The 22,105-nt window shown below is 61.9% G+C and carries 19 protein-coding genes; 8 read left to right on the forward strand and 11 right to left on the reverse strand.

Going from position 1 to position 22,105, the window contains the following annotated elements:
• Positions 1–12 precede the first annotated feature (12 nt).
• A complete protein-coding gene (locus ACR0KX_RS11095) occupies positions 13–858 on the forward strand; it encodes a fumarylacetoacetate hydrolase family protein (protein ID WP_170623326.1) in 846 nt (281 codons plus the stop codon).
• Here the strand turns inward: ACR0KX_RS11095 and ACR0KX_RS11100 are convergent.
• Genes ACR0KX_RS11100 through ACR0KX_RS11115 form a run of 4 tightly spaced genes read right to left on the reverse strand, consistent with a single transcriptional unit; the run spans position 855 to position 7,532 of the window.
• Positions 855–2,897, reverse strand: coding sequence for a hypothetical protein (locus ACR0KX_RS11100; protein ID WP_170623327.1), 2,043 nt, complete (start codon positions 2,895–2,897; stop codon positions 855–857). The two genes, ACR0KX_RS11095 and ACR0KX_RS11100, sit on opposite strands and share 4 nt — an antisense overlap.
• Positions 2,894–5,656 (reverse strand): DUF4159 domain-containing protein, encoded by a 2,763-nt coding sequence (locus tag ACR0KX_RS11105; RefSeq protein ID WP_170623329.1) that lies wholly within the window; start codon positions 5,654–5,656, stop codon positions 2,894–2,896. The genes ACR0KX_RS11100 and ACR0KX_RS11105 overlap by 4 nt, the downstream gene beginning before the upstream one ends.
• Positions 5,653–6,528, reverse strand: coding sequence for a DUF58 domain-containing protein (locus ACR0KX_RS11110; RefSeq protein ID WP_170623331.1), 876 nt, complete (start codon positions 6,526–6,528; stop codon positions 5,653–5,655). Before ACR0KX_RS11110 ends, ACR0KX_RS11105 begins: the two co-directional genes overlap by 4 nt.
• Positions 6,525–7,532 carry an AAA family ATPase gene (locus ACR0KX_RS11115; RefSeq protein WP_170521152.1) on the reverse strand — a complete coding sequence of 336 codons (1,008 nt, stop codon included), beginning with the start codon at positions 7,530–7,532 and terminating at the stop codon, positions 6,525–6,527. Before ACR0KX_RS11115 ends, ACR0KX_RS11110 begins: the two co-directional genes overlap by 4 nt.
• A 64-nt stretch (positions 7,533–7,596) precedes the next feature.
• Here ACR0KX_RS11115 and ACR0KX_RS11120 point away from each other — a divergent pair, with 64 nt between their 5' ends.
• Positions 7,597–8,178, forward strand: coding sequence for a DUF1285 domain-containing protein (locus tag ACR0KX_RS11120; protein WP_480708421.1), 582 nt, complete (start codon positions 7,597–7,599; stop codon positions 8,176–8,178).
• Here ACR0KX_RS11120 and ACR0KX_RS11125 read toward each other — a convergent pair.
• Positions 8,175–9,119 (reverse strand): DMT family transporter, encoded by a 945-nt coding sequence (locus ACR0KX_RS11125; protein ID WP_170623335.1) that lies wholly within the window; start codon positions 9,117–9,119, stop codon positions 8,175–8,177. The genes ACR0KX_RS11120 and ACR0KX_RS11125 overlap by 4 nt on opposite strands.
• Before the next feature lie 174 nt (positions 9,120–9,293).
• Between ACR0KX_RS11125 and ACR0KX_RS11130 the strand changes: the two genes are divergently transcribed.
• On the forward strand, positions 9,294–10,046 hold the full coding sequence (locus tag ACR0KX_RS11130) for a hydroxypyruvate isomerase family protein (protein WP_480708422.1): 753 nt from the start codon (positions 9,294–9,296) through the stop codon (positions 10,044–10,046).
• Between the two features lie 73 nt (positions 10,047–10,119).
• Positions 10,120–10,350, forward strand: coding sequence for a DUF2798 domain-containing protein (locus ACR0KX_RS11135; RefSeq protein WP_170453539.1), 231 nt, complete (start codon positions 10,120–10,122; stop codon positions 10,348–10,350).
• A 45-nt stretch (positions 10,351–10,395) separates the two neighbouring features.
• Here the strand turns inward: ACR0KX_RS11135 and polA are convergent, their stop codons facing one another.
• From polA to ACR0KX_RS11150, 3 genes are all read right to left on the reverse strand, one after another.
• Positions 10,396–13,191 carry a DNA polymerase I gene (gene polA, locus ACR0KX_RS11140; protein ID WP_480708423.1) on the reverse strand — a complete coding sequence of 932 codons (2,796 nt, stop codon included), beginning with the start codon at positions 13,189–13,191 and terminating at the stop codon, positions 10,396–10,398.
• Between the two features lie 70 nt (positions 13,192–13,261).
• A complete protein-coding gene (locus tag ACR0KX_RS11145) occupies positions 13,262–13,723 on the reverse strand; it encodes a hypothetical protein (RefSeq protein WP_480708424.1) in 462 nt (153 codons plus the stop codon).
• A 91-nt stretch (positions 13,724–13,814) separates the two neighbouring features.
• Positions 13,815–13,991, reverse strand: coding sequence for a zinc-finger domain-containing protein (locus ACR0KX_RS11150; RefSeq protein ID WP_170453536.1), 177 nt, complete (start codon positions 13,989–13,991; stop codon positions 13,815–13,817).
• 87 nt (positions 13,992–14,078) lie between these two features.
• On the opposite strand from ACR0KX_RS11150, the gene ACR0KX_RS11155 reads away from it, so the two are divergent.
• On the forward strand, positions 14,079–15,068 hold the full coding sequence (locus ACR0KX_RS11155; RefSeq protein ID WP_170623615.1) for an ABC transporter ATP-binding protein: 990 nt from the start codon (positions 14,079–14,081) through the stop codon (positions 15,066–15,068).
• A 10-nt stretch (positions 15,069–15,078) separates the two neighbouring features.
• On the opposite strand, the gene ACR0KX_RS11160 is transcribed toward ACR0KX_RS11155, so the two are convergent.
• Positions 15,079–15,543, reverse strand: a complete 465-nt coding sequence (locus ACR0KX_RS11160) for a DUF1203 domain-containing protein (RefSeq protein ID WP_480708425.1) — start codon at positions 15,541–15,543, stop codon at positions 15,079–15,081.
• A gap of 109 nt (positions 15,544–15,652) precedes the next feature.
• Between ACR0KX_RS11160 and ACR0KX_RS11165 the strand changes: the two genes are divergently transcribed.
• From ACR0KX_RS11165 to ACR0KX_RS11175, 3 genes are all read left to right on the forward strand, one after another.
• Positions 15,653–18,571 (forward strand): error-prone DNA polymerase, encoded by a 2,919-nt coding sequence (locus ACR0KX_RS11165; RefSeq protein ID WP_480708426.1) that lies wholly within the window; start codon positions 15,653–15,655, stop codon positions 18,569–18,571.
• A gap of 48 nt (positions 18,572–18,619) precedes the next feature.
• Positions 18,620–19,033: a group III truncated hemoglobin gene (locus tag ACR0KX_RS11170; RefSeq protein ID WP_170453533.1), complete on the forward strand. Its 414-nt coding sequence runs from the start codon at positions 18,620–18,622 to the stop codon at positions 19,031–19,033.
• Between the two features lie 144 nt (positions 19,034–19,177).
• On the forward strand, positions 19,178–20,116 hold the full coding sequence (locus ACR0KX_RS11175; protein WP_170453532.1) for a DMT family transporter: 939 nt from the start codon (positions 19,178–19,180) through the stop codon (positions 20,114–20,116).
• Between the two features lie 9 nt (positions 20,117–20,125).
• Here the strand turns inward: ACR0KX_RS11175 and ACR0KX_RS11180 are convergent, their stop codons facing one another.
• The gene (locus ACR0KX_RS11180) at positions 20,126–20,827 is read right to left on the reverse strand and encodes an NYN domain-containing protein (RefSeq protein WP_480708427.1); all 702 of its coding nucleotides are present in this window, start codon (positions 20,825–20,827) and stop codon (positions 20,126–20,128) included.
• A gap of 117 nt (positions 20,828–20,944) precedes the next feature.
• Entirely contained in the window at positions 20,945–22,057 is a 1,113-nt protein-coding gene (locus tag ACR0KX_RS11185; RefSeq protein ID WP_170453530.1) for an S-(hydroxymethyl)glutathione dehydrogenase/class III alcohol dehydrogenase, read from the reverse strand.
• Positions 22,058–22,105 lie beyond the last annotated feature (48 nt).

Below are 22,105 nucleotides of genomic sequence, written 5' to 3' on the forward strand. Positions count from 1 at the left end.
AAGGAGATCGATATGCGGACGTGGATAACCCTGGCGCTCGCGATGACGGCCTCTCAGGCAGTTGCGGACTGCGCCTCTGACGCGCAGATCGAGACCTTTGTGCGCGACTATCTCTCCAATACTGCAACCGCCGCCCTGTCGCCGGATGGAACGATGGAGGATGCGCTGTGTACCCAGGCCAAGCTGGCCGAGGTCATGGAACCGCATCTGGGCCCGGTCATCGGCTACAAAGCGGGCCTGACCAGCGCACCGGCGCAGGAACGGTTCGGGGCGTCCGAACCGGTTCAGGGTCTTCTGTATCGCGACATGATGCGGGACGATGGGGCCACGGTTCCGGCGAATTGGGGGGCCCGACCCGTATTCGAGGCCGACCTGATCCTTGTCGTCGGCGACCCCGCGATCAATCAGGCCACAACGCCCGAGGAGGTCATCCGCAACGTCTCGGCCATTCGCCCGTTCATCGAACTGCCCGATCTGACACTGGCCGAGGGGCAACCCATCACGCCTGTGACCCTTACGGCCATCGGTGTGGGGCCGAAACTGGGCGTGTTAGGCTCGGAAATCGCCGTAACGGACCCATTGGCCATGACAACGGCGCTGGGTGACATGACGGTCACGCTCAGCGCAGCAGATGGCGAAATACTGGCGCAAGCGCCGGGGCGGGCAGTTCTGGGGCATCCGGCCAATGCCGTGATTTGGCTGACCTCCAAAGGCATCACCTTTAAGCCCGGCGACATGGTTTCAGTCGGTTCTTTTGGTCCGCTGTTTCCGCCGGCCAAAGGCAAAGGCGGCGCGTCCGTCAGCTATGAGGGTCTGCCGGGGAACCCATCGGTCAGCGTTATTTTCAGCGAAGACTAACGACGGCCTTCGCGCAGCCAACCACCCAGCAGGAACCCACCCGCCAGCAACAGAACCAGCCAAGGCGGCAGCAACCCGGCCTGCGTGACATCGCGAGTCTCATAAGCCTCGCGCGGGGTCAAACCGATCCAGCCGCGTCCCGCCGCAGGACGCCCGGCCCGGACATTGCGGATCGAGGGCAAGCCATCTTCCAGCCGGATCACCCCGCCACGCATCTGCGCGATTACAGGATCAAGCACATCGCCGGTGGCGATGGTGCGTTCAAATTCCTTGGGTGCAGCGGGGCCAAGGCCGATCACCGCCATCAACTCGCCTTCCTGCAAGCGGTAGAGGCCGATCTCAGGCCCGAAATACTGCGCTTCGAACCGGCCCGGAGTGACCTCGTCCAGCGTGATCTCAAGCGTCTCGCCATTGGGGCGGGTGATTGTGACCGGCCCGACCTCATCCTCAAGCGTCTGACGGATGATGCGCATGGATTGACCATTGGCCTCGGCCCATAGCGCCTCTTCCTCAAGCTCGGGCTCTTTCATCATCCAATGGGCCAACCGGCGCAGCAGTTCTAGCTGCGGCCCGCCACCCTCGTAACCCCTGCTCCACAGCCAGGCATGGTCCGAGGCCAGCATCGCCACGCGCCCCTCGCCCACGCGGTCCAGTACCAGCAGCGGGCGTTCGTCCAGACCGGTCATCAGAACCTGACCCGAGCGCTGGTTCACATCGATCTGACGCAGCCATGCGCCCCAATCCTCGGAATCGCCCAGATTGGTGGTCACCGGATGCCGATGCCCCAGATCGCTGACCATGGGCACATAGCGTTCCTCGATCACCCGCGCCGTGGGTTGCGCGGGCAGGATGGGCGCAAGCGGTGAGCGGAAGATACTGTCTGCACTGGCGAAATCGGGACCCGCCGCGATCAGCACAGCACCGCCGCCGTTGATGTAATCGGTCACGTTATCCAGATAGATCGCGGGCAGGATGCCGCGACGTTTGTAGCGGTCAAAGATAATCAGATCGAAATCGTTGATCTTTTCCAGAAACAGCTCGCGCGTCGGGAAGGCGATCAGTGACAGTTCATCGACCGGGACGCCATCCTGCTTTTCCGGCGGGCGCAGAATGGTGAAATGCACCAGATCAACGGAACTGTCTGATTTCAAAAGGTTCCGCCATGTACGGCCACCGGGATGCGGCTCGCCCGAAACCAGCAGAACGCGCAGCCGGTCGCGCACGCCGTTCATCTGGATCAGCGCAGTGTTGTTGCGGTCGGTCAATTCGCCTTCGGCCTGCGGGACCGAGAACTGGATCACGTTGCGCCCGCCATGGGGCAGCGTGATTGGCAGTTCCACATCCACGCCGATCGGGATACGGAACTCTTCCGCTTCTCCGCCGTCGACCGAGATCTGAAGCGGCGCGTTGGGCGCTCCGCCCGGCGCGGCACCGCTGTCCTCGACACGCAGGGTCAGGGTCACAGGCTCGCCGATAATGGCAAAGGCGGGTGCGTTGCGGACGATCAGCCTGCGGTCCCAGTCGCTTTCGCGCCCGGTTTGCAGCAGATGCAGGGGCGCAGGCAGGTCCGGGGCCTGATCGACATCGTGCACGATCCCGTCCGAGACGACCAGAACGCCCGCAATCCGTGCGCGCGGTTCCTCGGCCAAAGCGGCGTTGACGGCGGCCATCACCTGCGTGCCCTCATCACCGTCCCCGTCGCCAACGCGAATGCGGCGCAGTTCAGTGTTGTCGCGGGATTCGATCTCGGCGGCCAGCGCCTCGGCGGCCTCGGCAGTTTGATCCGCGCGGTCGGAAAGCGTCTGACTGGCGCTTTCATCCTCGATCATCAGGACAATGTCGGTCAGCGGCGCGCGGTCTTCGATCTGGTACACAGGACCGGCCAGCGCGGCGATCAACACCAAAGCCGCCAGGCCCCGAAGCGCCCAGCCGGACAGGCCGCGCCAGACAGCCAGAATCACCCCGCCAACCGCAAGCGCGGCGACAATCGCCAGAACGGGCCATGGGATCAGCGGATCGAATATGACGGTTCCGGTCATTGTCCCAATCTGTCCAGCAGAGCAGGCACATGCACCTGATCGGATTTGTAATTTCCGGTCAGCACATGCATCACCAGATTAACGCCAAAGCGACTGGCCAGTTCGCGCTGACGCTCACCGGCATAGCCGCGACCCACCGGCAGCAGGGCCTGCCCGTTGCGGTCCACCGCCCAGGCCCCGGCCCAGTCATTGCCGCCGATCACCACCGGCGTCACATTGTCGTTGAGGTTACGGAAGGGCATCCCCTCGATCTGTTCGGCATCCAACGGCGCGGCTTCGACCCAGACCTCAGTGCCTGAATAACGGCCCGGGAAGTCCTGCAGCAGATAGAAGGTTCGCGTCAGGACATGGTCGCGGGGAATCGGCTCTAACGCGGGAATATTCAGCGGCCCGGCCAGTTGTTGCAGCTTGCGCCCATTGGGACTTGAGGCCCCGAACCCTGCGATATCGGCGTCCCGCGTGTCGAACAGGATCATCCCGCCCGAGCGCAGATAAGCGTTCAGCTTGGCATAAGCCTCGGCTGAGGGTTGCGACTGATCAGGCGTGATCGGCCAATAGAGCAGCGGGAAAAAGGCAAGCTCATCGCGCTCCAGATCCACGCCGATGGGTTCCGCCGGTTCCACGGATGTGCGGTAGAACAGCGTTTGCGCCAGCCCGCGCAGGCCCGCCTGCGCGATGTCGTCTACCTGAGAATCCCCGGTCAGGACGTGGGCCAGAACCAATTCATGGGTGGCGGCCAGGGCAAAATCCGTCTCATCCGGCGTTTGCGCCTGTGCCTTGGGCACCAGCAGCATGGCCACAAGGGCCGCTGCGGTCGCCTTGGCCAGACCCAACCGGCCCGACAGCGCGAGTGAGGCGATCACGTCGATGGTCAGCAGGATCAGCGCGAGGCTGAGCAGCAGGCCACCCAACGGCGTCTCGGTCGTGACCTCCTGCCCCCGGATCGGCACGTCCGAGGGCCAGACCACCGGGTTCAGCACCGACTCCTCGGACAGAACGTTGCGCGCCAGTTTCTGCTTGCCGCTTTCGTAAAGACCGGGGCGAATGTCGGGGCCGATCTGACCCGAGACAAGTTCCACCCCGTCCACACCGGCCAATGTGCCCGCGTCGGACAGCACGCCAAAGCCGTCCATGATCTGAACCGGCTCCCACGTGGTGCCTTGCAACTGTTCCACTTGTCGGGATTTGGCCGCCGAGGCGACAGCCAGACGGTCCAGCATTTCCACAAACAGGCCTGATAGCGGCAGGCTGGACCATTCCGCATCCGCCGTCACATGGAACAGCACGACCTGCCCCAAACCCAGCGCCTTGCGCGTAACCAGTGGTGTTCCGTCCGACAGCGACGCAATCACCCGATCCGCCAGATTAGGGTCTGGTTGCGCCATAACCTGTGTTGAAACCACCACGTCATCCGGGATTTGCAGCCCATAGAAGGGCGAGTCTTCGGGGAACGGGGCCAGCGTCTTGGCCTCACCCCAACTCATCGCGCCGCCAACGGTGCGACCGCCGCTGCGCAGCCTTACCGGCAACAGCGTATCTTCCTCATCGCGGCCCAGATCGCTGGCGGCCATACGCGGCCCGGCAAAGCGCAGCAGCAGCCCGCCCTGTTCGACCCACGCGATCAGGTCAACCTCTTCCGTGGCGGAAAGCTGGGCCACATCGGACAGAACGACGACATCCGGATTCGCAGGCAAAACCTCAAGCAACCCGCCTTCGACAAAATCCGCTGTGGGGACCAGCACCTGAGTCAGGTAGTGCAAGGGTGATAGCAACTCCAACCCTTCGCGGTTGATCGATCCGGCAATCAGCGCGACCTCGCGCCGACGCAGGCTGTCGTCGGTCAGGGTGACTGCTCCGGCGGACCGCTGGCCCTGAAGCTCGAACCGGGTAATCCGGGCGCGCAGTTCAGATGGCAAAGCCAGCTCGATCCGCGCTTCGGTTGCGCCATTCTCAAAGGTCATGTCTGCGGATTGCAGAACGCGCGCTGTCCCCGCCGGGTCGCGACCCTGTGCCAGAACGGTGACGCGCTGTTCCGATCCGGGTTCGGCCCGCAGCGCGGTCAGTTGGATCACCCCGTCCTGATAGGCCGCAGGCAACAACGCCACCGCGCCGGAATTGGGCTGATACACCGTGACCTCGCCACGGGATTGCAGATCAGACACTAAATCGGCGTGACCCTCATAGCTCAGCCGGTCGCTGAACCAATGGGTGTCAAAGCCGCCATCGACCTGCTCCAGCGCCGCAAAGACCTGTGCGATCTGCGTTGCGGTCGGTTGCCACGGGTTCGGTGCCAGCCCCGGCAAACGGTTCCGCCATGCCTCAGCCGCCTGAAACACCGGCGTTTCCGGCTCGGTCAGGCGCAGGATCGAGACAGGACGCCCTGCACGCCCGGCCTCGGTCAGTTGCGCATCGATCTGGTCCAGCGTCGCCGACCAGCGCGTCGCCCCGGCCCAGCTTGCATCCAGCACCAGCAGCAACGGCCCGGTGCCCGTCTGATCGCGTGAAGGGTTCAGGACCGGCCCCGCCAGCCCAATGATGATCGCCGCCGCCGCCAGCATGCGCAGCATGAGCAGCCACCACGGGGTGCGATCCGAGACGCTTTCGTCATCCTTCAACCCCAGCAGCAAAGTTACCGCCGGGAACAAGCGCCGGATCGGCGCGGGCGGCACGGCGCGCAGGATCAGCCACAGGATTGGCAGGGTCAGCAGACCCAACAGCACCCATGGGGCGGTAAAGCCGATGCCCGCCAGAACCGTCATCGCATGCCCCCGTCCAGCGCCCGGTAGAGCCATAACAGAGCCGCTTGTGCGCTGTCTCCGGTGTGGTGCAGGCCCAGTTGCCAGCCAGTTGCGCGGCACAGTTGGGTCAGCGCGTCCTTACGCTGTGCCAACCGGTCCAGATATCGATCACGCAGGTCTCCGGCCTTCAGCGTCTCGTGCCGGGTCGTGCCGCCGACACTTTCAAAGATGGTGCGGCCGCGATAGGGGAAGCTCTCTTCGCTTGGGTCCAACACCTGCAGGATCACACCCCGCACGCCCCGGTCGGCGGCCTTGGTCAAGGCCAGTTCGACCTCATCCATCGGGCCGAGGAAATCGGAGATGAAAACAGCCCGCGCATGCGGGATCATCGCCCGGTGTTCGGGCGGGGCATAGTCAGGTTCGGCATCCTCGGACCACGCCTGCGCCAGCCGGATGATCTGCGCATTGCCGCGCCGGGGCGGCAGGGTGGTTCCGGTCAGGCCCACACGCTCGCCCCCGCGCACCAATAGGATCGAGGTTGCCAATCCCAGCAAACGCGCCCGGTCGGCCTTGGTCGGCAACTCTTTGTTCGACGCAAAGCGCATCGAGGCACCCTGATCGACCCACAGCATCACCGATTGCGCAATCTGCCATTCGCGTTCGCGCACAAATTGCTGATCACCGCGCGCTGATCGCCTGTGATCGATCATCCGCCGACTGTCACCGATCTGTGCCGGGCGGTACTGCCAGAAATCATCGCCCAACCCCGAGCGTCGCCGCCCGTGGTCACCCAGCAGGACGGTCCCGGCCAGATGTTCGGCACGCGCCAACAGGGGCGGCAGCCGGGACGCCTCGGCCTCGGATCTTTCGCGAAGGGTCAGCGCGGCATTCACGCCGCGGCCTCGGTCCGGATCAGACCGGCGGCGGTGGATTCGATCAGTTCAGACAAGCTGTCGCCGCGTGCCCGCGCCGCAAAGTTCAGCGCCATACGGTGGCTCAGGACCGGGCGGGCCATATCCAGCACATCCTCGGCATTCGGGGCCAGCCGCCCTTGCAGCATCGCGCGCGCTCGCACGGTCATCATCAATGCCTGCGCCGCACGCGGGCCGGGGCCCCAGGCGACGGTTTCGGCGACACGTTCCGAGGCTCCGGGCTCATCAGGGCGGAAGGCGCGGACCAGATCGAGGATCAATTCGACGACCGAGTCCCCAACCGGCATCCGACGCAGCAGGACCTGCGCGGCCAGCAACTCTTCCTTGGTGAAAATCTGATGCGCCGCGTCCTCTTCGACGCCTGTTGTCGCCAACAGAATATCCCGCTCGGTCTGGCGATCCGGGTATTCGACGTCGATCTGAACAAGGAACCGGTCCAGTTGCGCCTCGGGCAGCGGATAGGTGCCCTCTTGCTCAATCGGGTTCTGCGTGGCCAAAACGTGGAAGGGCACACCTAACGAGCGATCCTCGCCCGCCACGGTCACCGTGCGTTCCTGCATCGCCTGCAGCAGCGCCGACTGGGTGCGTGGGCTGGCGCGGTTGATCTCATCCGCCATCAGCAACTGGCAAAAGATCGGACCCGAGATAAAGCGGAAATGACGGGTGCCGTCATCGGCGGTGTCCAGAACCTCGGAACCCAGAATATCGGCGGGCATCAGGTCGGGCGTGAACTGGATACGGTTGCCATGCAGGCCCATCACGGTCGACAGCGTCTCGACCAAACGTGTCTTGCCCAGACCGGGCAAACCGATCAACAGCGCATGCCCACCGCACAGAAGCGCGGTCAGGGTCAGCTCCACGACCCGTTCCTGCCCGATGAAGCGGCGAGTGATCGAGGACTTGGCCTCTTGCAGTTTTGTTTCCAGCGCTTCGATCTCGGACACGAGGTCGGCAGGTTCGGTCATGACTTTCCCTTCCGTGGACTATTATAAATGAAGTGTATCGCGCTAAGAGGAAATGGCAAAAGCAATGAGCGGACAAAAACCTGTGAAACCTTCGCCGGATGGTCTGGCTGCATCAGTCAAAGCGGCCAAAACCAGGGGTTTACCGCCCGTTCACCTGTGGAATCCTCCGTTTTGCGGCGATCTGGACATCCGGATCGCACGGGATGGTACCTGGAGTTACTTAGGGTCGCCGATCAACCGGTTCGAGTTGGTAAAGCTATTTTCCTCAATTCTTAAGAAAGATGGCGACAGATACTACCTCGTCACCCCGGTCGAAAAGGTGGGAATCACTGTCGAGGACGCGCCGTTTGTCGCCGTGGACTTTGACCAAACAGGCGACGGCGCGGCGCAAGAGCTGACATTCACAACCCATGTGGGCGATACGGCGGTGGCCGGGCAGGACCATCCCATCCGCATTGTCACCGATCCCGAAACAGAAGAACCCGCGCTATATATGTTGATCCGCGCCAACCTTGAGGCGCGCATCGACCGCAAAAGCTTTTACCGGCTGGTCGATATCGGGACCGAGCACGAGGGTTGGTTCGGCGTCTGGTCCGGCGGGCAGTTTTTCCCGTTGATTGCGGCAGAGGCACTGACCGACGTTTAGGTCGATTGCGGAATCCTGCGGTCCTGCGCGACCAGCACCGCCAATGCAACGATCCCCGCGCCCAGCGCGCGGGTCCAGTCCCATGCCTCGCCCAGCACCAGCATGATGATCATGACGTAGAAGGGCGCGACGTTGATGTGGAATGAGGTCAGCGCGACGCCCATTTTGCCAACAGCGGCAATGAAGAACACCTGGCTGATGCCCATTGAGACCAGCGCGTAAATCACCAGCATCGCGCCTTGGGCAAAATCAACGGGCCGTGAGGGGCGCAGATCAAGCCCAAGCAGATACGCCCCCAACAGCAGCACTGCCGCCATCATCAACGCGCCGGCAAAAGTGATCGTCGATCGGCCCATCGGACTGAGTTCAGGGAAGTCGCGCGCTGTGGCCATGCTGCCCCAGCAGAACAGAAACGTGGATACAACCGCGCAAGCCGCCCCCACACCCAGCTGTGCCGGAGCCAGCGCACTGGTGGCGATGATCCCACCGATGATCGAGACCAGGACGCCGAGGGCAAAGTTCCATCGCAGGCGTCGCGTGCCGGTTGCCATTTCAAGCAAAGTGGCGGCCAAAGGCGCGCAGGATGCGATGATCGCCACCGTCACCGGATCGGTCAGCTTTTGCGCCAGCAGGATCAGGAACATGCCGCCGCCGAACCCCACCGCTCCGATATACAGCGCCCGGCCCCAGCGGGCGTTCAGCACCCGCGCCGGACCGTCAAGCCAGATCCAGATCGGAACCATAACGGCCAAAGCCAACGCCATCCGCGCCGCAAACAGCGCAATCGGAGGCCAGCTGTGCAACAGGACCTCTGCCGCCGGAAACCCTGCCGCCCATGTCAGCATCGACGCGACCGCCAACCCGTTGCCGGACAGCGCAGCATTGCGGTCGGCGGGCAAAGCGAGTGCGGTCCCGCGCGCGGGGTCGGGGCTGTAAGCCATAAAGATCGGGCCTTTTTGTCAAAGCGGCGCCGGACATGATTCGCCGCATTGGGGCGGATCGTCCCTCAGACCCGATCCTTGATCTGGTCGATTTTCGACAATCTGTCGTTTTCCGTCCCTTTCCTGAAAACCGCCCGCTCGCTAAGGTCCGGGGACCAAACACCTGGACCGCTCATGCCCAGATTTGCCGCCAATCTCTCGCTGCTCTTTACCGAGCTGCCCTACCTGGATCGCTTTGCCGCCGCAGCCGAGGCCGGGTTCAAGGCGGTCGAGATTCTGTTCCCCTATGATCTGGCCGCGAAAGAGACCCGCCGCGCCCTGTTGGCCAATGGGCTGGAACTGGTTCTGATCAACGCCCCACCGCCCAACTACACCGGCGGGCAGCCCGGTTACGCGGCAATTCCCGGCGGCGAGGCGCGGTTTCAATCCGATATCCGCAGGGTTCTGCGCTATGCCGACGCGCTGCGCCCGAAGATCATCCATATCATGTCCGGCTATGCGTCCGGGCCACAGGCGATGGCCAGCTTCGTGCAAAACCTGCAATGGGCGGCCGAGATCGCGCCCACCCAGCAGTTCACCATCGAGCCTCTGAACCCGGTGTCTCAACCGGGCTACTTCCTGAACGACTACGCGCTGGCGGCCGAGGTTCTGGACCAGGTGGATCGCCGCAATATCGGTCTGCAATATGACAGCTTTCACGCCGATATGATCCATGGCGACGCGTTGGCCGTCTGGGATCAATACCATGACCGCGTGGTGCACGCTCAGATCGGGGCCGCGCCGGATCGGTCGGAACCCGGCAGCGGACACACGGATTTCGACAGGCTTTTCAGTGCGATGGACAATAGCGGCTATACTGGGTGGGTCAGCGCGGAATACACGCCCTCAACGCGCCGGACCGAGGAGTCGCTGGGCTGGATGCGGTAGTCTGACAGCAACCACTGGCATTTGCGGCCAAAATACCCCACATGTTGCCAAGGCCAACGAACGGATGATGCCCATGACCGCCGCCCGCTTATCGCATGTCGTGTTTTGCCTGATCATGTCAGGGCTGATGTCATGCATCGTAACCGGTATTGCGACGGTCAAGGCCGTGGGGCTGGGGCCCACCACCGTCTCGGACTGGATGGCCTCGTGGATGTTCTGCTGGCCCATCGCCTTCGCGGTCATTGTGGTTCTTGGGCCTGCAGTGAAACGGCTGGTCGATCGACTGGTCAGGCCCAAAGCCTGACCCGCTGCGAAGAGGGCCCGCCGGGCCTGATGAGCAGCGTCTTCCTTAATGCGCTTCGGCCCAGTTGGCCCCCTGCCCGGCATCCACATCCAGCTTCACATCCAGTTTGACGGCCGGGTCCGATGCACCCTCCATTACGTCGCGCGCCACACCGATCACCTGATCCACCGCATCCTCGGCCACTTCAAACAGCAATTCGTCATGCACCTGCAACAGCATCTTGGCAGGCAGCCCGTTGATCGCATCCGGCATCCGCACCATCGCGCGCCGGATCACATCCGCGGCCGTCCCCTGAATCGGCGCGTTGATCGCCGCCCGGCGCGAAAAGCCCGCATGGGGCCCCTTGGCATTGATCTCGGGCGTATGGATTTTGCGCCCAAACAGGGTCTGGACATAGCCATGTTCCTTGGCAAACGCGACCGTATCGTCCATGTACTGGCGAATGCCCGGAAAACGCTCGAAATACCGGTCAATGAACCCCTGCGCCTCGGCCCGCGGGATACGCAGGTTGCGCGCCAGACCAAAGCCCGAGATGCCATAGATCACACCAAAGTTGATCGCCTTGGCCTGGCGACGAATGTCTGGTGTCATCTCGTCCAGCGGCACATCAAACATTTCGGACGCGGTCATGGCGTGAATGTCCAACCCGTCCGAGAACGCCTGTTTCAGCGCATCAATCCCGGCGATATGCGCCAAAATCCGCAGCTCGATCTGGCTGTAGTCGAGGCTGACCAGCACATTGCCTGGCTCGGCAATGAACGCCTCGCGAATGCGCCGCCCTTCCTCGGTGCGTACAGGGATGTTCTGCAGGTTTGGATCGGTCGAGGCCAGACGCCCCGTGCTGGCCCCAGTGATCGAATAAGACGTATGCACCCGCCCCGTATCGGGGTTGATATGGGTCTGCAAAGCATCCGTGTAGGTCGATTTCAGCTTGGACAGTTGCCGCCAGTCCAGCACCCGGCGCGGCAATTCATGCTCGGTCGCCAGATCCTCAAGCACATCCGCCCCGGTCGAGTATTTCCCGGTCTTGCCCTTCTTGCCGCCCTCAAGCCCCATCTTGTCGAACAGTATCTCTCCCAACTGCGCGGGTGAGCCGACGTTGAAATTCTCACCGGCCAATTCGTGGATTTCAGCCTCTAACCCGGCCATTTTCTGGGCAAACGCATTGGACATCCGGCTCAGGACATCTCGGTCAACCTTGATGCCATGCATCTCCATCTCGGCCAGCACCGGCACCAGCGGGCGTTCGAGGGTCTCATACACCGTCGTCACCTGCACCTGATGCAGTTGCGGCTTGAACAGCTTCCACAGGCGCAGGGTGATATCGGCATCCTCGGCGGCATAGGCGGTGGCTTCGTCAATCGGCACCTTGTCGAAGGTAATCGCCGATTTGCCTGAACCCAACAGCGGTTTGATCGGGATCGGCGTGTGGCTCAGATAGCGTTCGGACAGCGTATCCATACCATGCCCATGCGCGCCACCATGCATGGCGTAGGACATCAGCATCGTGTCATCGATGGGGGCCACGTCGATGCCATAGCGCGCGAAAATCTTGGCATCATATTTCATATTCTGCCCGATTTTCAGGACCGACGGGTCCTCGAACATCGGTTTCAGCAGGGTCAGGGCCTCATCCAGCGGCATCTGCCCCTCGGCCAGCGCATCGGTTCCAAACAGATCGTCGGTCGCGCTTTGCCGGTGGATCAACGGAATATAACAGGCCTCGCCCGGCTCAATGCACAGAGAAATACCGACCAGATCGGCAATCATCTCGTTCAGCCCGGTGGTCTCGGTATCCACCGCAACCCAGCCACGCTCATAGGCCTGATCGATCCATTTTTGCAGCGCCCCTGCATCGCGCACGCAGTCGTATTTCGATGCATCAAAGGGAATGGCCTCGGCTTCCACCTCTTCGACCGGCGCGGGTGCATCGGCAATCACCGGGGCCTCGGCCCCCAGCTTGCCCGCGATGCGTTTGGTGAGGGTGCGGAACTCCATCTCGGCCAGAAACCCCAGCAGAGTGTCCGGCTCGGGGTCTTTCACCTCAAGATCGTCCAGCGTGAAGTCCAGCGGCGTTTGCTCATCCAATTGCACCAGCTTCTTCGACAGCTCGATCTGGTCGCGCTTTTCGATCAGAGTCTGGCGGCGCTTGGGCTGTTTGATCTCTTCGGCGCGGTCCAACAGCGTTTCCAGATCGCCATATTCATTGATCAGCAAAGCGGCGGTCTTGATCCCGATCCCCGGCGCGCCCGGTACGTTGTCCACCGAATCCCCGGCCAGCGCCTGCACATCGACCACCCGTTCCGGCCCAACGCCGAATTTCTCGAACACCCCATCGCGGTCGATGCGCTTGTTCTTCATCGCATCCAGCATTTCCACGCCGTCGCCGACCAGTTGCATCAGGTCCTTGTCGGAACTGACGATGGTCACACGACCCCCGGCCTCGCGCGCCTGAACGGCGAGGGTCGCGATGATGTCGTCAGCCTCATAACCCTCAAGCTCCTTGCAGGCGATGTTGAATGCTTTCGTCGCCTCGCGGGTCAGGGGCATCTGCGGGCGCAGATCCTCGGGCATCGCCTCGCGGTTGGCTTTGTAGAGATCGTACAGATCATTGCGGAACGTGTGCGAGCCCTTGTCGAAAATCACCGCCACATGGGTCGGCGCATCCGGCCCCGCGTTCCCTTCGACATATTTCTGCAGCATGTTGCAGAACCCCGAAACCGCCCCGATCGGCAGCCCATCGGATTTGCGCGTCAGCGGAGGCAGCGCGTGATAGGCCCTGAAAATAAAGGCCGATCCGTCGATCAGATGCAGGTGACACCCTTTTCCGAAATTGCTCATGCGCGCTCTCCCTGTCGGTCAGGGATGGTTCTGCCACAGGGGCAGGCGACTGACCAGTCAGGAACGTGGGTTAACCACCAAAGAGGCCGCTGAAAACGTCCGAGAAGCTGTTCAGAAGCGCCATGATCGCCAGCACGCCGAGGAAGGCGAAAAAGGCAAAGGCGAAGAACTGGAACAGGATCGCACCGATACCGATGGCGACACCCGCGATAGCAGGGCGCATCCGTTCGTGGCGCAGAATGCCAATTACCGAGACAACAATCGCCAGCCCGCCCAGCATGGCCACGCCGATTTGCAGGAAATCGTCCAGATCGCGGGTTTGGGCGACCGGTTCGGGCTGTTCCAGCCCAGCGGCGGCGCGGAGCGTCGATTTTCCAATCTCGGCGGCCAGTTCCCCCAGCGACACGCCGGTTGATTGCTGCGGTGCAAACGGCCCGGCCCAGAACACAAACAGCGCGGCAAACAACGCCATCGCCGCCAGGCAAAACCCGATCCAGCCAAAAACCGGGCTGGCGTTCTGTTTAGCAGTCATGTCGGTCATCGCACTCACCCGCGTTGGTCCCACCAAAGAGTTACCATGAGAAACGCGGCAAGATTTGGGCAGCGACCGAAGCGGCGTACGATCAGCTTTGCTCTGTGCCCCTCAGAACATATTTGCAGTCGCAATAGGGGCATTCGACCCAGCCGGTATCCTCGGGGATCTGCAACCAGACGCGCGGATGACCCAATGCGCCCTCACCCCCGTCACAGGCGACACGGGTGGTTTCGACGATCCTGGTTTCCGGGGCTTCGATGGTCACGGCTGGCGATCCTTCTGCGGTTGTCGGCCTCGCGGGCATATACTAGGTGCGTTTATGAGCGATGAGCAAACCGGGGGCAAGAGCCACATGGCCGATGCGGCAATCAGGATCGAAGGGCTGCGCAAGACCTATCGCGGCAGCAAGGGCCAGCCCGAGAAACAGGCGTTGAAAGGCATTGATCTGACCATCCCGCGCGGGTCGGTCTTTGGGCTGCTGGGGCCAAACGGGGCCGGGAAATCGACGCTGATCAATATTCTGGCCGGTCTGGTGGTGAAATCCTCGGGCAATGTGTCGATCTGGGGCTTCGATCAGGATCAGAACCCCCGCCAATCCCGCGCCGCCATTGGCGTGATGCCGCAGGAACTGAACCTCGACCCGTTCTTCACCCCACGCGGCGCGCTAGAGGTTCAGGCCGGGCTGTATGGCGTGCCCAAAGCGCAACGCCGCAGCGATGAGATCCTTGAACTGGTCGGCCTCAGCGACAAAGCCGAGGCTTATGCCCGCACTCTGTCCGGCGGGATGCGCAGGCGGCTGCTGCTGGCCAAGGCGCTGGTGCATCATCCCAAAGTGCTGGTGCTGGACGAACCGACGGCGGGCGTGGATATCGAGCTGCGCCAGATGCTGTGGGCCAATGTGCGCAAGCTGAACGAACAGGGCATGACCATCATCCTAACCACGCATTATCTGGAAGAGGCGCAGGAGATGTGCGACCAGATCGCTATCATCAATCACGGCGAAAAGATCGCGCAGGACAGCACCGCAAACCTGCTGGGCCGCATGGACAGCCGCACCATGGTGATTGTCCCCGACCGTCCTGTCACCGATTTGCCCGCAACCGAGGGCGTCGAAGCCACCCTGCGCGACGATGGCAATCTGGTGTTGAACTACCGCAGCGCCCAAACCAGCGCCGAGCAGGTTCTGGAATCCGTCCGCGCCGCAGGTATTCGCATTCGCGATGTCCGGACCGAAGAGGCCGACCTCGAGGATGTCTTCCTTGCTCTGACATCTTCGCGCGCCAATGAACCGGCCGAGGATCAAGACCAGCCGCGCCGGGGGATGCACCGGGTCAGGCTCTAGGGTCCTGACCCTAGGCCCGGTCGATCCGCGCCTGATAGCAGTTGTTGCGGGCAGAGCGGACGTGGATATAGGCAATCTCTGGTCGGGCAAAGATATCCCGGACCTTTGCGCCAATCTGATCCGTAGGCGTGATCGCCCCGGTGCCATAAACGATCCGGTTGTCCGCACCATACCCCTTGATCAGATAGTCCGGCGAGGTGGTCAGGATCTCTGGCAGTTCCGCTCCCTCGTACCGCTCGCACGGGGCGGCGCACAGGAATATCGGGCCGGTTTCTGCATAGGGATGTGTCTCTAAAAAGGGTCTATGCGCCAATATCAGCATCTCTTCGCCTTCAGGAATGTTGCGCAGACAATGACGACATGGATTGCCAGCGCCGGTCGAAACGGCCCGCTCGGGCGGGACACCATAGGCATCCGGGCCGCCTGCCTGAAGGGCGCGGACATCGTCGGTGAGCAATGCGGTGATCTTGAACATATCGGGCCTCCTTTTTCCTGACCCTGCCCGCCTCATCGGCCTCAATCGACCCGTTTCCTGCGCAAAGGACTCGAAAAAGAACAAAACGTGAATATAATGTGGAATCGTCATGTATGCCGAGCTGTCGATCACGTCGAACTTCACCTTCCTCACCGGGGCCTCTCACCCCGAGGAGTATATGGAGCGTGCCGTCACCCTGAACCTGCCCGCCATCGCCATTGCCGATGACAACTCGGTCGCCGGAATCGTGCGCGCCCATACCCAAGGGCGCGAGATCGCCCGCAAGGTCCGCGAGCGGCTGGAGTGGGAGGCGCAGAACACCTCCATCGGCCCGCCCTGCCCGGACCATATCCCCAAACCGCCCTCTTACCCCATCCATGCGGTGCCCCGCCTGATCCCAGCCGCGCGACTGATCTTTACCGATGCACCTACTGTCACCGCCCTGCCCTTGAACCGGCAGGGCTGGGGCAACCTGTGCCGTATCCTGTCGGCGGGCCGTCTGCGCGCCGAGAAAGGCGATTGCATCCTGCACCTGTCCGATCTTTTGGAATTCTCCGACGGTCTCCACCTGCTGCTCTGGCCACAGGCGGATCGATCCCCGGGCGGCGCGAGCCCATGGCGGACACAGGCGCAACAGCTGACGCGCCGCTTTGCCGGGCGGATGCATCTGTTGATGCACCCCCGGTATGATGGCGCAGACAGCACCTATTTCTCCTTATTAGAGACTGAATCGAAACATCTCGGCATCCCCACCCTCGCCAGCGCCGCACCGATGATGCATCACGGTGCGCGTCGCAAGCTGGGGGATGTGCTGACCGCCATTCGTCTGCGCCGCAAGGTGGATGATCTGGGCCGTGCAGCGTTGGCCAATGGCGAACAGCGCCTGCGATCCGAGGCTGAGATGCTGCGCATCTTCAAGGGGCATGAAGGGGCTGTCGCCCGCGCCCATGACCTCAGCGAACGGCTTACCTTCTCGCTGGATGAATTGCGCTATGAATACCCCAGCGAGGGCAGCGCGCAGGAAACCCCAACCGAACGCCTGCACCGTCTGGCCCATGAGGGGCTGAAATGGCGCTACCCGGCGGGCGCATCCGAGAAGGCCAGGAAGATGCTGGCCCATGAGCTTACCCTGATCGGCAAGCTGAAATACGAACCCTACTTCCTGACCGTCCGGGACATCGTCAAATTCGCACGGTCCCGCGATATCCTGTGTCAGGGGCGCGGCTCGGCGGCCAATTCGGTGGTCTGCTACTGCCTTGGCATCACCGAAGTCAGCCCCGAACTGGGCACGATGGTGTTCGAACGCTTTGTCTCGGAGGCCCGCGATGAACCGCCCGATATCGACGTGGATTTCGAGCACGAACGCCGCGAAGAGGTGATCCAGCACATCTATGACCGCTATGGCCGGGACCGCGCGGGCCTCTGCGCCACGGTGGTGCATTACCGTGGTAAACGCGCCATTCGCGAGGTTGGGCGGGCCATGGGTCTGACCGAAGACACGATTTCGGCGCTGTCCTCGCAGCTATGGGGTTTCTTCTCGACCGTCGGGCTCGAAGCGCACCGGATGCGCGAGATTGGCCTCGACCCCGAAGATCGCCGCCTGAAACAGACTCTGTCTTTGGTCTATGAGATCGACGGCTTCCCCCGACACCTTTCCCAGCACGTGGGCGGGTTCATCATCACCGAGGGGCGGTTGGACGAACTTGTTCCCATCGAAAACGCCACCATGGAAGACCGCACCGTGATCTGCTGGGACAAAGATGACATCGACAGCTTAGGCATTCTGAAGGTCGATGTGCTGAGCCTTGGGATGCTGACCTGCATTCGCAAGGCGTTCGACCTGATTGGCCAGCACCACCAGACCAGCTACACGCTGGCCACCCTGCCGCCCGAAGATCCCCAAGTATACGATATGCTGTGCAAAGCGGATTCGGTTGGCGTGTTTCAGGTGGAATCACGGGCACAGATGAATTTCCTGCCCCGCATGCGGCCGCGCAATTTCTATGATCTGGTGATCGAGGTCGCCATCATCCGCCCCGGACCCATTCAGGGCGACATGGTCCACCCCTATATCCGCCGCCGGAATGGCGAGGAAGAGGTCAGCTTCCCCTCGGACGAACTGGGCGAGGTGCTGGGTAAAACGCTGGGCGTACCGTTGTTTCAGGAACAAGCGATGCAGATCGCAATTGTCGGCGCGGGGTTCACCCCGGAACAGGCCGACCGGCTGCGGCGGTCTCTGGCAACCTTCAAGAAGCATGGCAATGTCAGCGAGTTTCGCGCGCTGTTCCTGCGCGGGATGAAGCGCAACGGGTATGAACAGGATTTTGCGGAACGCTGTTTCTCACAGATCGAAGGGTTCGGGTCCTATGGCTTCCCTGAAAGCCACGCGGCCAGCTTTGCGCTGCTGGTCTATGCCTCGGCCTGGATCAAGTGTCACCACCCCGGCATCTTCGCCTGTGCGCTGCTGAATTCGCAGCCGATGGGCTTCTATGCCCCCGCCCAGATCGTGCGGGATGCGCGAGAACACGGGGTGCAGGTGCGCCCGGTCTGCATCAATGCCAGCTTCTGGGACAATGTGATGGAGCCCGACGGCCATGGTGGGCTGGCCCTGCGGCTGGGATTCCGCCAGATCAAGGGGCTCAGCGAAGAGGACGCCAGCTGGCTGACCGCCGCGCGCGGCAATGGCTACCATCAGGTCGATGACGTCTGGCGCCGGGCGGGGTTGGGCCCGTCGGTGATCGAGCGGCTGGCCGAAGCCGACGCCTTCGCCGCCTGCGACCTGACCCGGCGCGAGGCGCTGTGGCAGGCCAAGGCAATTGCCACCGCCAAACCCTTGCCGCTGTTCTCGCAGGATCTGGAGGGTGAGGCGCTGGATGAGCCCGAAGCCTATCTGCCGCAGATGACACTGGGCGAGCAGGTAGTCGAGGATTACGTCGCCACCCGCCTCAGCCTGCGGGCGCATCCGGTCGCCCTGCTGCGGCATCTGCTGACGCCGGATCAGCGCGACAAAACCACGCCTGTCGCGTGACGACAGAACGGGATATTGGCCCGGAACAGAGTCGAAACCGGTGCCCTCATGACCAGACCCGCCCTGCCGCCGCGCTTTCCGGCAACGCCCGATCAGATCAACACTCAGGTCCGCGCCTTCTATGCCCGCGTGCGCGAGGATGCTGTGCTGGGTCCGGTCTTTGGCAACCATGTCACCGACTGGCCCAGCCATGAGGAAAAGATCGCCGCCTTCTGGCGCAACGCCATCCTGTTCGAGCGCTGCTATGACGGCAATCCCCAACGCGTCCATATCGAGCGGCCCGACGTGAAGCCCGAGATGTTCGCCCATTGGCTGGACCTGTTTGAAGAGGTCGCCACCCAGACATTGCCACCGGAAACCGCAACCCCATGGGTCGCGCTGGCCCGGCGTATCGGGGTCGGGATGAAGGCCGGTGTGCAATCGGCCCGCCAACCCAAGGACGCTCCGCCGATCCTGCGTTGATCCCTGAACATGGCGGCTTTGCGATGTTAGCGGTAAAATAGGGGCTATGCGCCCCGGTAAAATCGGTTTACTCAGGGGCAAGACAGCCTTTTTGCGCTGCGACGGCATAGTGCCACCACACCGACATCACCCGAGGCCATATCGATGAGCACTCAAAACACCACCCTTCGGGGACTTGGTTTCGCGTTTGCGGGATTCGCGGTCTTTGCCAGCCATGACGCGCTGATCAAAGTGCTGGGCGGGACCTATTCGGTGATGCAGATCATCTTCTTCGCCACGCTGTTTTCCTTTGTCCCCATGGCGGTCACAATCCTGACCGACCGGACAACGGGCAACTTCCTGCCGCATCACCCGTGGCTGGTGCTGCTGCGCTCGGCGCTGATGGTCACGGCCATGTCCTGCGCCTTTTACGCCTTCTCGGTCCTGCCGCTGGCCGAGGTCTATTCGCTGCTGTTTTCCTTCCCGCTGATCGTCACGGTCCTGTCGATCCCGATTCTGGGCGAAGTTGTCCGCGCCCAGCGCTGGGCCGCCGTTGGCGTCGGCCTGATCGGCGTTCTGATCGTGCTGCGCCCCGGTTCAACGGATATCACTTTGGGCCACCTCGCCGCCCTGACGGCTGCGTTTTGCAGCGCCTTTGCATCCGTTCTGGTGCGCAAGATCGGGAATGAGGAACGCTCGGCCGTGCTGATCCTCTACCCCATGCTACTGGCTATTGTGGTCATGAGCTTGCTGCAACCCGCCGTCTACCAGCCGCCCTCGCTGCTGCATCTGGCGATGATGGCGCTGGTCGGCGTGTTCTCGGTCATCGCGCAACACCTGATCATCCTGGCCTACCGCGCCGCGCCCGCCGGTGTTGTCGCCCCCAGCCAATACAGCCAGATCATCTGGGCAACGCTGTTTGGAATGATCTTCTTTGGCGAGCGACCGGACGGCTGGGTCGCCGTCGGGGCAAGCGTCATCATCGCGTCTGGTGTATTCGTGGTCTGGCGCGAGAGCCGGTCGAATACCACCTCAACCAACACCCCGGTTTTGCGGGTGCGCTCACCGCGCTCGGATACAGGGGCGTCGCGGCCGGGGGATTGAATCAAGGCTTTAGGTGTCACTGCACCTGATCTTGAGTCCTCCATTTATGTTACCTTCTTCAAAGCGGCCAATGGCTCTAACCAAATCGCTCAGCCTTTTGTGACCGTAAGTACGGGAGTCGAAGTCCGGATACATCTTACCTAATTGACTACCGACAAAAGCGAGACTGGCCCATCCATCCGCCTCGTTCGTGTTCAGCACAACGTTTCGGATCAATTGGTAAGCATGGTTCAACTCATGCTTCGCCTTTGGTGTCTCTGCACTCTTCGCGCGTGATGCAATGGGTTCGGATTTTTCAATATTCTCTATGTAAATGAAACGATTGCACGCATTGACGAACGCTTTGGGTGCTTTTCGCTCGCCGATTCCATATACATCCAATCCCTGTTCGCGAATGCGGCTTGCCATGCGGGTGAAGTCGCTGTCTGACGACACCAGTACAAACCCGCCGAAGCGCTCAGAATGCAGGATGTCCATGGCATCAATTACCAAGGCAATATCGCTGGAATTCTTCCCAGATGTATTGGCGAACTGCTGATGGGGAACGATGGCAAATTCAGCCAGCAATGCGGCATCCCATCCTTGGGGTGCGCCGTTGGAAAAGTCTCCGTAAATCCGCCTGAGACCGGCTTCGCCCAATGTCGCAATTTCTTCGAATATCTCTTTGGCATGTTTCGCGGGCACATTGTCCGCATCTATCAATACTGCCAATCGGTAGGATTTTCCTGTTGTCACTTCAAATCCTCAATTCAAAATAATTCTATCATCAAAAATTAGGTACGAAAAAAGGGCGAGCTAAAGCCCGCCCTTCAAGAACATTTCATTGTATCAGTAAACCACAACCGACCGAATGCTCTCACCTTTATGCATCAGGTCGAAGCCGTGGTTGATGTCGTCCAGACCCATAGTGTGGGTGATCATCGGGTCGATCTCGATCTTGCCGTCCATGTACCAGTCGACGATCTTGGGAACGTCGGTCCGGCCCCGCGCACCGCCAAAGGCGGTACCGCGCCAGGATCGGCCGGTGACCAGCTGGAACGGACGGGTCGAGATTTCGGCACCCGCAGGGGCCACGCCGATGATGATCGACTCACCCCAGCCCTTGTGGGCCGATTCCAGTGCGTCGCGCATGACGCCGACATTGCCGGTGGCGTCGAACGTATAGTCCGCGCCGCCCTTGGTGAGGTTGACCAGATAGGGAACCAGATCGCCTTCGACCTCTTTGGGGTTCACAAAATCGGTCATGCCGAATTTCGTCGCCATTTCCACCTTGGCAGGGTTCAGGTCAACGCCCACGATCTGATCGGCCCCGGCCAGACGCAGGCCCTGAATGACGTTCAGGCCGATACCACCCAGACCGAATACGATGGCGCGGCTACCGATCTCGACCTTGGCGGTATTGATGACGGCTCCGATACCGGTGGTCACGCCGCAGCCGATATAGCAGATCTTGTCGAACGGCGCGTCCTCGCGCACCTTGGCCAGCGCAATCTCGGGCAGGACCGTGTGGTTCGAAAAGGTCGAGCAGCCCATGTAGTGCAGGATCGGATCACCATCCAGCGTCGAAAAGCGCGAGGTGCCGTCGGGCATCAGGCCTTTACCTTGCGTTTCACGGATCGCCTGACACAGGTTGGTCTTGGGGTGCAGACAGTATTCACACTCACGACATTCGGGAGTGTAGAGCGGGATCACATGGTCGCCGGGCTTCAGGCTGGTGACACCGGGGCCAACTTCGACCACCACGCCTGCGCCTTCGTGGCCCAGAATGGCGGGAAACAGGCCCTCGGGGTCGGCGCCCGACAGGGTGAATTCGTCGGTGTGGCAAATGCCGGTCGCTTTGATTTCCACCAGAACCTCACCCGCTTTGGGGCCTTCCAGGTTCACGTCCATCACTTCCAAAGGTTTGCCCGCCTGAACGGCGACGGCGGCACGGGTGCGCATTGTGCTTGTCTCCCTGTCTTGTTTGCCCCGACCCTGCGCCAATTGCAG

Source organism: Ruegeria sp. BG5, assembly GCF_056538425.1.